Below are 12,826 nucleotides of genomic sequence, written 5' to 3' on the forward strand. Positions count from 1 at the left end.
AGCGCCCCGATGGCGCTCAGTTCGCCAGCATCCGCTCCTGCGCAATCACCAGCAGCCCATCCATGATCAGGCTCTCGACCAACTCGAAGGGCGACACCATCGACGGCGCCATCTTCCAGCCCGCCCCGCCGGCCATGTAGCGCACCGGCTCCGCGCGGCAATGCTTGCGCACATGCTCGACCATGCGCTCCACCGCACCCGCGATGGCGTAGGTGCCGCCGCTGGTGAGCGCATCGCTGGTGTTGGTCGGGAAGTCGGTCACCTCGCCGGTCGGCACATGCAGGCCCGCCGTGCCCGACTCCAGCGCCTTCAGCATGATCCCGTGGCCCGGAAGGATCAGTCCGCCCAGGAACCGGCCGTTCACGTCGATGGCTTCCACCGTCACGGCCGTGCCGATCAGCACCACCACCATCGGCCGCGCCGGCCCCTCGCGCAGCATGCGGTGCCGCGCGCCGATCATCGCCACCCAGCGGTCGGCGCCCAAGCGCGTCGGATGGTCGTAGCCATTGATGATGCCGGCCTCGGCCGAGCTCGACACCACCCAGCGCGCGGCGCAGTCGAATCGTTCGTGGATCTGCTCCTCGGCGCGGCGCCGAAGCTGGTCGCCGGCCACCACGCAACCGAGCATCGAGCCGGGCTGCGGCAAGTCGGCCCAGGCCCCCTCCGCGAGGCTTTCGATGTGGTCGAGGAATTCGGCCCCGTGTCCCAGCAGGTTGGCGCCGGGACGCGGCGCATCGTACATGGCCCACTTGAGGCGCGTGTTGCCGATGTCGATGGCAAGAAAGGTCATGCGCGGCATTATGCTGAGCCCTTTTGATTAACACAGGGACACACAGTCATGCGCAGCGTCATCCTCGAATCGTTCGGCAACCCCCAGGAGGTCCTCACGCTGGGCGAGCGCCCCCTGCCCGAACCCGGCCCCGGCCAGGTTCGCGTGCGAATGAGCATGTCGCCGATCCACAACCACGACCTGGCGATCGTGCGCGGCGTGTACGGCTACAAGCCGCCGCTGCCGGCCACGCCGGGTACGGAAGCGGTCGGCACCGTCGATGCGCTCGGCGAGGGCGTGACCTCACCTGCCAAGGGACAGCGCGTGATGATGGCGGGCGCCACCGCGACCTGGGCCGAGTATTTCCTTGCACCGGCCGCCAAGCTCATCCCCGTGCCCGATGCACTGCCCGACGAGGCAGCCTGCCAACTCATCGCGATGCCGCTGAGCGCCGCGATGCTGCTGGAAGACCTGCAGCTGAAGCCTGGTGAATGGATGGTGCAGAACACCGCCAACGGCGCGGTCGGCAAGACCGTGGCGGGGCTGGCCAAGGCGCGCGGCATCCATGTCGTGAACCTGGTGCGGCGCGATGCGGGCATCGCCGAACTTGAAGCGCTCGGCATTGCCAACGTCGTCTCCACGGAGCAAGCGGGCTGGCAGGAGCGCGTGAAATCGATCACCGGCGAGGCGCCGATCCTGCGCGCGGTCGACTCGATCGGCGGCGACGCGGCGAACCAGATCGCCGGCGTCATGGCGGTCGGCGGCACGCTGGTGTCCTTTGGCGCGATGTCGGGCAAGCCGCTGGTGATCGGCGCCGACAACCTGATCTTCAAGCAGGCCACGGTCAAGGGCTTCTGGGGCGCCAAGCGCAGCGAAAGCACGCCGCCCGCTGAGTTGGCGAAGCTGATCGGGGAGTTGATGAAGGCGGTGGCGACCGGGGCGCTCAAACTGCCGGTGGAGGCTGCGTTCGACATTGCCGATGCAGCCAAGGCCGCTGGCGCGAGCGATGTTCCCGGTCGCACCGGGAAGATCGTGCTGACGGCGAAGTAGGACGCTGGATCAGTTCTGCTTCCACGGCAGGCCGCGGAAGCGCCAGCCGCCGACATGCCCGCGCTGGCCGTGCTCGTCGGGGTTGCCTTCAAAGCCTTCGAGGATGTTGTAGGCCTCGATGCCCAGCTCGGTCGCACGCTTTGCGGCTGAAATCGAGCGCACGCCACTGCGGCACAACATGACCGCCTTTCGACCCTGCGGCACCGCCGCACGCAGGCCTTCGTCGAAACCCGCGTTCAGCGCCATGCCCGGCCATTGCTTCCAGGCCAGGCCGACGCTGCCAGGCACATAGCCCACCCATTCGCGCTCGGCGTCGCTCCGGACGTCAACCAGCACCGCCTCCCCGCTGGCCACCCATTGGGCGGCCAGCATCGGACTGATGTCGCCCGCGTAGCCCGCTGCGGGCTGGACGGCGCCGGAGGGCGCGGAAGTTGCAGTGGAGGAGGAGGTCAAGGCGGTCATGCGCAAATTCTGCCACTCGTGGACGGATCGCGAGTGACAGAAAAAACATCCATACACCATCCGTACACCATCCATATGGATGGTGTACGATGCGCCCATGCCCTCCTCCAGCCTTTCCACGCAGCCGCGCGCCAAGCCGCCCGCCGAGTCCGAAAAGATCACCATCAACCTCGGCTACATCGACCTCGGCCAGGTCGACCTGCTGGTGGCCGAGGGTTTCTATTCGAACCGCACTGACTTCATCCGCACCGCCATCCGCAACCAACTCACCACCCACGGCGATGCGGTGAAGCAGGTGGTGGCACGCAAGACGCTGGTGCTGGGGCTGCAGAGCTTCGGCGTGGCGGAACTCGAGGCGGCACGCTCGGCCGGCCAGATGCTCGACATCCGCGTGCTGGGCCTGGCGAGCATCGCGTCCGACGTGTCCGTCGAGTTGGCGCTGGCCACCATCCAATCCATCACCGTGCTCGGTGCGCTGCAGGCCAGCGCCGCCGTGAAGGCCGCCTTGGCCAGCCGCATCCACTGAACAAGGATCCACCATGAACCCCGTACTCCAGCGCCTGATGAACGAGGCCACGCGGCTCACCCGCAGCGGCAACCTGCAGGCTGCGACTGCGGCGATCCAGCGCGCGCTGCACATAGGCAAGTCGCGCCGTGCCGAAACCGCGACACCGCCGCCAGCGCCCACGCCCGACGGAGATGTGATCGAGGCCGAAGTCCGCGTGATCATCGACCCGCAGCCGCCGGCCGGGTTCACCCGCGCGGAGCCGGTCGAGGTCGTCGAACCTGTCGAGATCGACGAGCCGGTCATCGTCCAGGACCTCCCCGAGACCGAGCAATGGACCGACGGCCGCTTCGCCCACGGTGGACGCACCCTGGCCTACAAGCTCTACCTGCCGCCTCGCTCGGCAGTCGCGGCGGCCGAGCCGATGCCGCTGGTGCTGATGCTGCACGGCTGCACCCAGAACCCGGCCGATTTCGCGGCCGGCACCCGCATGAACGACCTGGCACGCGCGCAAGGATTTGCCGTGCTCTACCCGGCGCAGACGCAGCAGGCCAACGCGCAGGGTTGCTGGAACTGGTTCAAGCCGCAACACCAGCAACGCGGCCGGGGCGAGCCGGCCTTGCTCGCGGCGCTGACGCAGAACGTGATGGCCGACCATGCCATCGATCCGGCGCGCGTCTATGTGGCCGGCTTGTCGGCCGGCGGCGCGATGGCGGACATCCTCGGACGCCGCTACCCGGACATCTTCGCGGCGGTCGGCGTGCATTCGGGCCTGCCGGCCGGTGCCGCCAGCGACCTGATGTCGGCCCTGGCCGCGATGCGCGGCGGCACCGCGGCCACCGCGCCGCATGCCGGCAAGGCGCCGCCCGTGATCGTGTTCCACGGCGACGCGGACGCCGTCGTGCATGCGAGCAATGGCGCCGCGATCGTCGCCGCGGCGCATGGCGGCTTCGCAGGCGCCGACGGCGCGCCCCAGATCATGCAAGGCCAGTCTCCCGGCAACCAGCGCTTCACCCGGAGCACCTGGCCCGCCGCCAACGGCCGGGCCACCATCGAGCACTGGCAGCTCCACGGCGCCGGGCACGCCTGGGCCGGCGGCAGCCGCAACGGCAGCTTCACCGACCCGAACGGCGTCGACGCCAGTGCCGAAATGTGGCGCTTCTTCCTGGCCCATCCCCGACGCTGACCGTCGCCCGCCCTACATCCTGTGACCCAATCCGTCGCAGGTTGACATTTCTTTGCGTGGCAACTGCCAGCCGAATGCGATGCTGGCGCGTTGATCCATGACGCCCTCCTGACTGGCGTCCACTTCATGACCCTTTCTTACAGATTTTTCTCGTCCCGCACGGCCCGTTGGATCCTGGCTCTCGCGCTGGCCTGCACCGGTGCGCAAGCCATGGCGCAGGAAGATCCGCCCGGCCGCGTGGCCCGACTCAATGCGCAGCAGGGCACGGTGAGCTTCTCACCGGCCGGTGACGATTCCTGGTACGACGCCATCCCGAACCGGCCGCTGACCACCGGCGACCGGCTCTGGTCGGACCGCAATGCCCGCGCCGAACTCTTCGTCGGCTCCGCGGCGCTTCGGCTGGACAGCAACACCGCCATCGAGTTCACCGAAATCAACGACCAGGCCATCCGCATCACCGTCCAGCAAGGCACCGCGCAGCTTCGCGTGCGTGACGACCTGAGCGGGCAGAAGGTCGAGGTCGACACCGGGAACCTCGCCTTCGTCGTCCAGCAACCCGGGGACTACCGCGTGCAGGTCGATTCGCAAGCCGACCTGACCCAGGTGATGGTGGCCAGCGGCGCCGGCACGGCCTACGGCGAGAGCGGCGAGCAGACCATCGTCTCGGCGCGCCAGCAGATCGTCGTGAACGGCCGCAACCTGGCCAATGCCGCCACCGCGCCGATGCCGCTGGACGATGCCTTCGAACGCTGGGTGGCCGAACGCAGTCGCGCCGAGGACGCCTCGATTTCCGCACGCTACGTGTCGCGCGAAACAGTCGGCTACCAGCAGCTCGACAACTATGGCGACTGGCAGAACGACAACGACTACGGCCCCGTCTGGTATCCGCGCAACGTGGCATCCGACTGGGCGCCCTACAGCGACGGCTACTGGGTAAGCGTCGCACCCTGGGGCTGGACCTGGGTCGACAACGCGCCATGGGGCTTCGCGCCCTTCCACTACGGGCGCTGGGCGCAGGTCGGCAATCGCTGGGGCTGGGTGCCGGGGCGGCAGCAATCGCGGCCGGTGTATTCGCCGGCGCTGGTCGGTTTCGTGGGCGGCGGGCGAGGTGGTTCGGCGCAGGTGCCCATCGGCGGTGGGCGCAACGGCATCGGCTGGTTCCCATTGGCGCCCGGCGAGGCGTGGCGGCCCGGCTACCACGCCAGCCAGCGCTATGTGGAGCAGGCCAATCGCATGGCGCTCTACAACCGGCAGCCACGCAACGACTTCTACGCCAACCAGCGCCAGCAAGCCGTGACCGTGGTGCCGAGCGACGTGTTCGGCCGCGGCCCGATCGGGCGGCGCGACCACATCCGCATGCCCGCGGCCGCCTTCGCCGGCGTGCCGGTGGCCAATGCACCGGGGATTGCACCGCCGTCGCACTTCGCACCGCAGATCGGCAGCGCGCCTTCGGGCTTCATGGGCCGTCCGGCCACGGCCATTCCGCCACCGCAATGGCAGCAGCGGGATCGGCAGCAACAGCAGTACGGCTACCGGCCACCGCAGGAATGGCGGCAGCCGCAGGATGGGCGCCAGCCACAGGACTTCCAGCGGCAGCAGCCCGGGCAACAACCGCCGCGCGGCCTTGCGGGCCCGTCGCCGCAGCAATTGCAACAGCAGCAGGTGCAACAGCAGATGCAGGCCCAGCAGCAACAGCAGCTGCAGCAATACCAGCAGGCCGTGCAGCAGCAACAAGCCGTCCGCCAGCAGCAAGAAGCGCAGCAGCGCGCGGCCCAGAACCAGGCGGTGCAGATGCAGCAGCTCCAGGTGCAGCAACAACAGCAGGCGCTTCGGCAGCAGCAGGAAGCGCAGATGCGCCAGGCGCAACTGCAGCAGCAACAGCAGATCCAACAGCAGCAGGCCATGCGCCAGCAGCAGGAGATGCAGCAACGCGCCGCGCAGGCGCAAGCGCAGCAACAAGCCCTCGCCCAACAGCAGGCGATCGCGCAGCAACAGGCGCTGGCCCAGCAGCAGATGCAAGCCATGCAGCAACAGCAGCAGGCGATGCAGCAGCGTGCGCAGCAGATCCAGCAGCAGCAACAACAAGCCGCGCAGCAGCAGCGTCAGCAGGCCCAGCAACAGCAACAGCAACAACGAACGCAACAGGGCCTGCCCGGTGAGATCCGGGACGGCTCGCGGCAACGTCGCCTCCCAGGCCAGCAGGGCGGCGACGGACCTTGATTGAGCGCCCCCAAGGACGCGCATCGGTCAGGAAGACTTTGATCGAGACCTGTGCGACACCGCTGCCGGCTACAGTCGGCAACGGAGGTTCCCGATGCGCACTTTTGACTTCGATCTCTTCGTGATCGGCGGCGGCAGCGGCGGTGTCCGCGCCGCCCGCATGTCGGCCGCCCGCGGCGCCCGCGTGGCACTGGCCGAGGTGGCCGAGCTGGGCGGCACCTGCGTCAATGTCGGCTGCATTCCCAAGAAGCTCTACAGCTACGCGGCTGGCTATGCGGAGGCCTTCCACGAGGCGCCCGGCTACGGCTGGAACGTGGGCCAGCCAAGCTTCGACTGGCAGGTGCTGAAGAAGCATCGCGCCGCAGAGATCAAGCGCCTCAACAACACCTACCGCGCCCTGCTCGATGGCCCCGGCGTCACCATGCTGCCGGACTGGGCGTCGCTGGCCGATGCGCACACGGTCGTGGTCGACGGCAAGCGCCACACCGCGAAGAACATCATCATCGCCACCGGCGGCATGCCCTTCGTGCCGCAGTTCGTCGGGCGCGAGCACGTGGTGGTGTCGGATGCGATGTTCGACCTGGAGCCCTTCCCCAAGCGATTGGTCGTGGTCGGCGGCGGCTACATCGCCTGCGAGTTCGCGTCGATCTTCAACGGCCTCGGCGCGCAGGTCACGCTGCTGCAACGCCGCACGCACATCCTCACCGAGTTCGACGAGGATGCTCGCGCCTTCCTCGCGGGCGAGATGAAGAAGGCCGGCATCGACATCCGCTTCAACGCGCAGATCAGCTCGATCACGCGCGGCGCCGACGGCCTCGACGTGATGCTGGACCGCGGCATGCAGTTGCAGGCCGACGTGGTGCTCGGCGCCACCGGCCGCGTCGCCAACACGCAGGGCCTGGGCCTGGAGAACGCCGGCGTGGCGCTCGACGACAAGGGCGCGATCGTGGTGGATGCGCAGTACCGAAGTTCGGTGCCCTCGATCTACGCGCTGGGCGATGTCTCCACGCGCCTGCAGCTCACCCCGGTGGCGCTGGCCGAGGCGATGGTGGTGGTCGACGAACTGTTCCCCGATCCGAAGCAGGCCAGGCGGCCGCGTCGCAAGGTCGACTACGAGTTCACGCCCACAGCCGTGTTCACGCATCCCAACGTCGGCACCTGCGGTTACACCGAGGCCGGCGCGCGGCAGAAGTTCGGCGAGGTCACGATCTACAACAGCGAGTTCAAGGCGCTGCGGCACACGCTGTCGGGCAGCAAGGAACGCACCTTCATGAAGATCATCGTGGAGAGGAAGACCGACCGCGTGGTGGGCATCCACATGGTCGGCGCCGACGCCGGCGAGATCGTGCAGGGCTTTGCGGTGGCCATGCGCGCGGGCGCGACCAAGGCCTGTTTCGACAGCACCATCGGCATCCATCCGACGGCGGCGGAAGAGTTTGTGACGATGCGCGAACCGTCCCCTTGAACTGCAAATACATCGGTGCAAACTATGGCGAATGACTTTTCCGGGAGGAAGGCACGCCATGGCGACCCAAACGAAAACTTGTGTTTACACCATCCTCGTCGGTGAATACGAAGCACTGAACGAACAACCCGTCGCGGCGCGTTCCGACATTCCCTTCATCTGTCTCACAGATGACAGCAGACTCACCAGCCAGACCTGGAAAGTGGTGCATGTGCCGACCGCCTTCGGCATGGATCCGGTGCGCAGCCAGCGCATCCACAAGATCTGTCCGCACCTGGTCGACGCATTCGCCGAGTTCGATCGATCGCTGTACATCGACAACTCCGTCATCCTGAGCGCGACGCCCGAGGAGATCATCGAGCGCTATCCGATGACAGCGGGCATCGGGCTTCCGACGCACAGTTTTCGCGAGAGCGTGATGGATGAATTCATCGAGGTCGCACGCCTGGGCTTCGACGAGCAGGTGCGCATCTTCGAGCAACTCAACCACTACATGACGCAGGGTGATCCGAGCCTGGCCGAGCGGCCGCATTGGACCGCGATCCTGCTGCGCAACCACTCGGACCCGCTGGTGCGCAAGGCGATGGGGCGCTGGGCGTCGCACGTGCTGCGCTACTCGCGGCGCGACCAGCTGTCCTTCAACGCGGCATTGCGCGATGTCGGATTGACGCCCGATCGCTGGGACATCGACAACCACCAGTCCTGGTTCCACACCTGGCCCCACATGCCGCATCGCGAGCGCTTTGCCGGACCGCGCAATCCAATGGTGTCGCACATGCCGCCGAATGTGCGGATCCGCCTGGAACAGGAGCAGGCCGCGGCGGCGAAGCAGGCGGCAGACACGCTCCGGGGCCAGCTCGAATCCATGACCGCCGAGCGCGATCAGGCGCGCGGCGAGCTCGAGGACGCGAAGCGCCAACTGGGTGCATGCCGGATGCAGCTGGAGCATGAGAACCAGCTGCTGCGGGACAGCCTGGAGAGCGCCCGGCGCGAGGCCGACGCGACGATCGCAGCGACGGTCGCCGCGATCCATGCCAGTACCAGCTGGCGCGTGGCGGCGCCGCTGCGGCAGCTCAAGCGCTGGATCGCCTGACTTCGCGCTTTGTCGGACCGATGCGCGCGGGTGTGGCGTAGGTCTTCCCGAATATTCCGGACAGGCCCGGCGACATTGCACAATGAGCCATGCCCTACATGCCCCCTTTCACCCCGCCGGCCCGCTTCAACGATGCGACAGAGGCGCTGGCCCGGGTCCGCGCCATCTACGACGAAGGCCTGGAGCACCTGCGCGACGCGATGCAGCGCTTCGTGGCCGGCGCGTCGCTGCCGGGACGCATGCGCGCCTGCTACCCCTTCGTGCGGGTGCACACGCACACGGTGTCGCGCCACACGCCGCCGGAGAACGCCGGCCTGAGCTATGGCTTCGTGGCCGGACCGGGCCGGTATGAGACGACACTGACGCGGCCGGACCTGTTCGCGCGCTACTACACCGAGCAGTTCCGCCTGCTGCTGGAGAACCACCAAGTGGAGCTGGAGATCGGCACCAGCAGCCATCCGATCCCGATCCACTTCTCCTTCGCGGAGAACGATCACATCGAAGGCACGATGAGCGTCGAGCGGCGCGCGCTGATGCGCGACGTGTTCGACCTGCCCGACCTGGGCGCGATGGACGACGGCATTGCCAACGGCACGCACGAGGCGCGGGCCGGTGAGCCACAGCCGCTGGCGCTGTTCACCGGTGCGCGGGTGGACTATTCGCTGCACCGGCTGCGCCACTACACGGGCACGGCGCCGGAGTGGTTCCAGAACTTCGTGCTGTTCACCAACTACCAGTTCTACATCGACGAGTTCGTCCGGCTGGGGCACGAGGCGATGATGGACGAGAACAGCGAGTACGTCGCCTTCATCGAGCCGGGCAATGTGGTCACGCCGCGGCGCGGCCTGAAGCCGGACGCGGCCGGTGGGTATGCCCGCCTGCTCGACGGCACGCAGGGCACGCCACCGCCGCGCCTGCCGCAGATGCCGGCCTATCACCTGGTGCGCTCGGACGACAGCGGCATCTCGATGGTGAACATCGGCGTGGGGCCGGCCAATGCGAAGACGATCACCGATCACATCGCGGTGCTGCGGCCGCATGCGTGGATGATGCTGGGCCACTGCGCGGGTCTACGCAATGCGCAACAACTGGGCGACTACGTGCTCGCTCATGCCTATGTGCGCGAGGACCATGTGCTGGACGAGGAGTTGCCGCTGTGGGTGCCGATTCCGGCGCTGTCGGAGATCCAGTTGGCGCTGGAGAAGGCGGTGGCCGAGGTGACGGGTTTTCACGGCCCGGAACTCAAGACGATCATGCGCACGGGCACGGTGGCCAGCACGGACAACCGCAACTGGGAACTGCTGCCGGACAACCGGCCGCAACGGCGATTCAGCCAGAGCCGTGCGGTGGCGCTGGACATGGAGAGCGCGACCATCGCGGCGAACGGCTTCCGCTTCCGGGTGCCCTACGGCACGCTGCTGTGCGTGAGCGACAAGCCGCTGCACGGGGAGATCAAGCTGCCGGGCATGGCCAACCATTTCTATCGCGAGCGGGTGGAGCAGCACCTGCGCATCGGCATGGCGGCGATCGAGATCCTGCGCAGCGAAGGGACGAGCCGGCTGCACAGCCGGAAGTTGCGGAGTTTTGCGGAGGTGGCGTTTCAGTAACGCTTCTATTGCGCTCGCTTTGGAGAGCGCCCGTCACGCGATACCCCTCTGGTCGCCTTCACTGTGCCGGCCGCTTCACGGCTCCCCTCCAGTGCTCGCGTCTTGCGGGGTCCATGTGAAACTCGCCTTCGGCTCAGACAACACATGGCCCTGATCCGCGAAACGCTGCGCGCTTCGGCGGCACAGAGGCGGCGACCCGCGGGGCATCGCATGCCGGGCTTGGGGGTGATCAACGGCCCAAGCGCTTTCGAATGCCTCAAGCCTCCAGTTCGAAGCGCTCGCGGAAAGCTTCGCAAAATGCCGCGCTGCCGGTGATGGACAGGCTGAAGCAACGGCGCGGCGTCGCGCCGGGTTCATCGGTCACGCTGACATCGCAGTCCCACTCGCCGCCCTCTTCCACCGGCGCCCGGCGGCCCGCGAACGTCGCCTCGGCCCATGCAATAACGGTGGCGATTTCGGCCTCTACGTCCGCCGCATGCTTCCATTCGACGGACGCCATCGCGTCGAATACTCCGGTGTCGTCGCTGCCTTCGCTGTAGTCGAAATCAAGCCAGCGCAAGCTCACGGCTTGCCGCCTGTCGCAGCGCGGGCAGCCGCTTCGCGCAGCTTGTCCTTCTTGCTCGGGCGCTTGCCCTTGATGCCGCCGTTGGGCGACTGGGCGCCGGGTGCGGTCAGGGGCGTCGCCGATGCCGCAACGGCAACCTCGACCGGCTCGAAGCCCGCGATGCGCTCGCGCGGCACGCTCAGGCCCTGGCGCTTTTCGATGAGCCGGAAGTGCGCCTCGGCATCGGCAGGGATGAAGCTCACGGCCAGGCCACTTTCGCCGGCGCGGCCGGTGCGGCCGATGCGGTGCACGTAATCGGTGGCCGAGCGTGGCAGGTCGTAGTTCACCACCACGGGCAGTTGCGCGATGTCGATGCCGCGCGCCGCGAGGTCGGTGGCGACCACCACCTGCACGCGGCTGGCCTTGAAGTCGGCGACGACCTGGGTGCGTTTGCCCTGGCTCAGCATGCCGTGGAAAGGCTCGGCCTCGATGCCGGCCTTGCGCAGCTTGTCGGCGACGATCTCGGCGGCATGCTTGGTCGCGACGAAAGCCAGCACGCGGGTCCATTTCTGCTCTTGAACGAGATGCCGCAGCAACTGCGTGCGGCGGCCGGTGTCGACCTCGATCGCGCGCTGGGCGATGTCGGGCACCGTGGCTTCCGTGGCTTCGACCTCGATGCGCAGCGGGGCGTTCAACAACTGCGCCGCCAGCGCTTCGACGGCGGGGACGAAGGTCGCGGAGAAGAACAGGTTCTGCCGTTGCGCAGGCAGCAGCCCGAGGATGCGTTGCAGTTCCTCCGCGAAGCCGAGGTCCAGCAGCCGGTCGGCCTCGTCGAGCACCAGGGCCGACACGTTGCCGATCTTCAGCGCGTTGTGGTCCAGCAGATCGATCAGGCGACCGGGGGTCGCCACGACGATGTCCGCGCCACCGCGCAGGGCCATCATCTGCGGGTTGACCGAGACGCCACCGAACACGACCGCGATCTTGGGCCGCTCGGGCAAGTGCTGGCCGAGGATGCGCAGCGTCTCGCCCACCTGCGCCGCGAGTTCGCGCGTGGGCACCAGCACCAGCGTGTGCACCGTGCGGCGCGAGCGGTGCCGGGGTGCCTCGGCCCAGCGTTGCAGCAAGGGCAGCGAAAATGCGGCCGTCTTGCCGGAGCCGGTCTGCGCCAGGCCCAGCACGTCCTGCCCGCGCAGGATGGCCGGGATGGCGCTGCCCTGGATCTGCGTCGGCGCGAGGTAGCCCGCGCCGGTGGCGGCTTGCGAGAGAGCGGGCGCGAGGCCGAGTGATGGAAATGGCATGAAGGGCAATGAATGGCGATGAACAAATCGGACAGCGGCAGCCGCCTGGTGTACTCCACCGAGACGGGCAGGGTCTGCCCCGGGTGCGGCCAACCGGTTGCGGCCTGCACGTGCAAATCGAAGTCGACGGGAATTCCCGTCACAGACGGCATTGTGCGTGTGTCGCTGGACACCAAGGGCCGCAAGGGCAAGGGCGTGACCGTGGTCAAGGGTGTGGCGCTCGACGCAGCGGCCCTCGCGCTGCTGGGCAAGCAGCTCAAGTCGGCCTGCGGATCGGGCGGCACGACGAAGGACGGCGTGATCGAAATCCAGGGCGACCATCGCGATACCGTCATCGCCGCGCTGCAAAAGCAGGGCATGGTCGTGAAGCGCGCTGGCGGCTGAACTTGAGACCTCGCTGAAATGACCCCCGAAGACCTCGAAAAGCTGGTGACGATGCCGATGCCCTTCGGCAAGCACAAGGGCGTGCTGATCGCCGACCTGCCCGGCAACTACCTCACCTGGTTCGCGCGCGAAGGCTTTCCCAAAGGCGAGATCGGGCGGCTTCTGCAACTGATGCACGAGATCGACCACAACGGATTGAAGGGGCTGCTCGCGCCATTACGCAGGCGATAAGCCAGGCGC

General features: G+C 67.7%; 13 protein-coding genes. 9 read left to right on the plus strand and 4 right to left on the minus strand.

From position 1 onward, the window contains the following. Nucleotides 1–16 precede the first annotated feature (16 nt). Nucleotides 17–790 carry a type III pantothenate kinase gene (locus tag WKW79_RS09360; protein ID WP_340334865.1) on the minus strand — a complete coding sequence of 258 codons (774 nt, stop codon included), beginning with the start codon at nt 788–790 and terminating at the stop codon, nt 17–19. Between the two features lie 48 nt (nt 791–838). Between WKW79_RS09360 and WKW79_RS09365 the strand changes: the two genes are divergently transcribed. Continuing rightward, the gene (locus tag WKW79_RS09365; protein ID WP_340334866.1) at nt 839–1,819 is read left to right on the plus strand and encodes a zinc-binding dehydrogenase; all 981 of its coding nucleotides are present in this window, start codon (nt 839–841) and stop codon (nt 1,817–1,819) included. Between the two features lie 9 nt (nt 1,820–1,828). Here the strand turns inward: WKW79_RS09365 and WKW79_RS09370 are convergent, their stop codons facing one another. Next, the gene (locus WKW79_RS09370) at nt 1,829–2,281 is read right to left on the minus strand and encodes a rhodanese-like domain-containing protein (protein WP_340334867.1); all 453 of its coding nucleotides are present in this window, start codon (nt 2,279–2,281) and stop codon (nt 1,829–1,831) included. A 97-nt stretch (nt 2,282–2,378) separates the two neighbouring features. Between WKW79_RS09370 and WKW79_RS09375 the strand changes: the two genes are divergently transcribed. The 6 genes from WKW79_RS09375 (at nt 2,379) to WKW79_RS09400 (ending at nt 10,357) form a co-directional block, all read left to right on the plus strand. Beyond that, nucleotides 2,379–2,807 carry a CopG family transcriptional regulator gene (locus WKW79_RS09375; RefSeq protein WP_340334868.1) on the plus strand — a complete coding sequence of 143 codons (429 nt, stop codon included), beginning with the start codon at nt 2,379–2,381 and terminating at the stop codon, nt 2,805–2,807. A 13-nt stretch (nt 2,808–2,820) separates the two neighbouring features. Beyond that, nucleotides 2,821–3,972 (plus strand): extracellular catalytic domain type 1 short-chain-length polyhydroxyalkanoate depolymerase, encoded by a 1,152-nt coding sequence (locus tag WKW79_RS09380; protein ID WP_340334869.1) that lies wholly within the window; start codon nt 2,821–2,823, stop codon nt 3,970–3,972. 126 nt (nt 3,973–4,098) lie between these two features. Beyond that, nucleotides 4,099–6,192 carry a DUF6600 domain-containing protein gene (locus WKW79_RS09385; RefSeq protein WP_340334870.1) on the plus strand — a complete coding sequence of 698 codons (2,094 nt, stop codon included), beginning with the start codon at nt 4,099–4,101 and terminating at the stop codon, nt 6,190–6,192. Between the two features lie 94 nt (nt 6,193–6,286). Further along, on the plus strand, nt 6,287–7,657 hold the full coding sequence (gorA, locus tag WKW79_RS09390) for a glutathione-disulfide reductase (protein ID WP_340334871.1): 1,371 nt from the start codon (nt 6,287–6,289) through the stop codon (nt 7,655–7,657). A gap of 58 nt (nt 7,658–7,715) precedes the next feature. After that, on the plus strand, nt 7,716–8,750 hold the full coding sequence (locus WKW79_RS09395) for a glycosyltransferase domain-containing protein (protein WP_340334872.1): 1,035 nt from the start codon (nt 7,716–7,718) through the stop codon (nt 8,748–8,750). An 89-nt stretch (nt 8,751–8,839) separates the two neighbouring features. Further along, nucleotides 8,840–10,357 (plus strand): AMP nucleosidase, encoded by a 1,518-nt coding sequence (locus WKW79_RS09400; protein ID WP_340334873.1) that lies wholly within the window; start codon nt 8,840–8,842, stop codon nt 10,355–10,357. Between the two features lie 256 nt (nt 10,358–10,613). Here WKW79_RS09400 and WKW79_RS09405 read toward each other — a convergent pair whose 3' ends face one another. Together WKW79_RS09405 and WKW79_RS09410 are read right to left on the minus strand one after the other, a co-directional pair. Beyond that, on the minus strand, nt 10,614–10,922 hold the full coding sequence (locus tag WKW79_RS09405; RefSeq protein WP_340334874.1) for a hypothetical protein: 309 nt from the start codon (nt 10,920–10,922) through the stop codon (nt 10,614–10,616). Then, nucleotides 10,919–12,202 carry a DEAD/DEAH box helicase gene (locus WKW79_RS09410; RefSeq protein ID WP_340334875.1) on the minus strand — a complete coding sequence of 428 codons (1,284 nt, stop codon included), beginning with the start codon at nt 12,200–12,202 and terminating at the stop codon, nt 10,919–10,921. The genes WKW79_RS09405 and WKW79_RS09410 overlap by 4 nt, the downstream gene beginning before the upstream one ends. Before the next feature lie 12 nt (nt 12,203–12,214). On the opposite strand from WKW79_RS09410, the gene WKW79_RS09415 reads away from it, so the two are divergent. Continuing rightward, nucleotides 12,215–12,586: a translation initiation factor Sui1 gene (locus WKW79_RS09415; protein WP_340334876.1), complete on the plus strand. Its 372-nt coding sequence runs from the start codon at nt 12,215–12,217 to the stop codon at nt 12,584–12,586. 18 nt (nt 12,587–12,604) lie between these two features. Next, nucleotides 12,605–12,817 (plus strand): DUF3820 family protein, encoded by a 213-nt coding sequence (locus tag WKW79_RS09420; RefSeq protein ID WP_340334877.1) that lies wholly within the window; start codon nt 12,605–12,607, stop codon nt 12,815–12,817. Nucleotides 12,818–12,826 lie beyond the last annotated feature (9 nt).

Source organism: Variovorax robiniae (assembly GCF_037889955.1).
In the GTDB taxonomy this organism is placed as follows: Bacteria; Pseudomonadota; Gammaproteobacteria; order Burkholderiales; family Burkholderiaceae_C; genus Variovorax; species Variovorax robiniae.

Excerpts from the sequence above, each read along its gene's own strand:
- WKW79_RS09360 (WP_340334865.1), bottom strand. The coding sequence starts at position 790 with ATGACCTTTCTTGCCATCGACATCGGCAACACGCGCCTCAAGTGGGCC.
- WKW79_RS09365 (WP_340334866.1), top strand. The coding sequence starts at position 839 with ATGCGCAGCGTCATCCTCGAATCGTTCGGCAACCCCCAGGAGGTCCTC.
- WKW79_RS09370 (WP_340334867.1), bottom strand. The coding sequence starts at position 2,281 with ATGACCGCCTTGACCTCCTCCTCCACTGCAACTTCCGCGCCCTCCGGC.
- WKW79_RS09375 (WP_340334868.1), top strand. The coding sequence starts at position 2,379 with ATGCCCTCCTCCAGCCTTTCCACGCAGCCGCGCGCCAAGCCGCCCGCC.
- WKW79_RS09380 (WP_340334869.1), top strand. The coding sequence starts at position 2,821 with ATGAACCCCGTACTCCAGCGCCTGATGAACGAGGCCACGCGGCTCACC.
- WKW79_RS09385 (WP_340334870.1), top strand. The coding sequence starts at position 4,099 with ATGACCCTTTCTTACAGATTTTTCTCGTCCCGCACGGCCCGTTGGATC.
- gorA (WP_340334871.1), top strand. The coding sequence starts at position 6,287 with ATGCGCACTTTTGACTTCGATCTCTTCGTGATCGGCGGCGGCAGCGGC.
- WKW79_RS09395 (WP_340334872.1), top strand. The coding sequence starts at position 7,716 with ATGGCGACCCAAACGAAAACTTGTGTTTACACCATCCTCGTCGGTGAA.
- WKW79_RS09400 (WP_340334873.1), top strand. The coding sequence starts at position 8,840 with ATGCCCTACATGCCCCCTTTCACCCCGCCGGCCCGCTTCAACGATGCG.
- WKW79_RS09410 (WP_340334875.1), bottom strand. The coding sequence starts at position 12,202 with ATGCCATTTCCATCACTCGGCCTCGCGCCCGCTCTCTCGCAAGCCGCC.
- WKW79_RS09415 (WP_340334876.1), top strand. The coding sequence starts at position 12,215 with ATGGCGATGAACAAATCGGACAGCGGCAGCCGCCTGGTGTACTCCACC.
- WKW79_RS09420 (WP_340334877.1), top strand. The coding sequence starts at position 12,605 with ATGACCCCCGAAGACCTCGAAAAGCTGGTGACGATGCCGATGCCCTTC.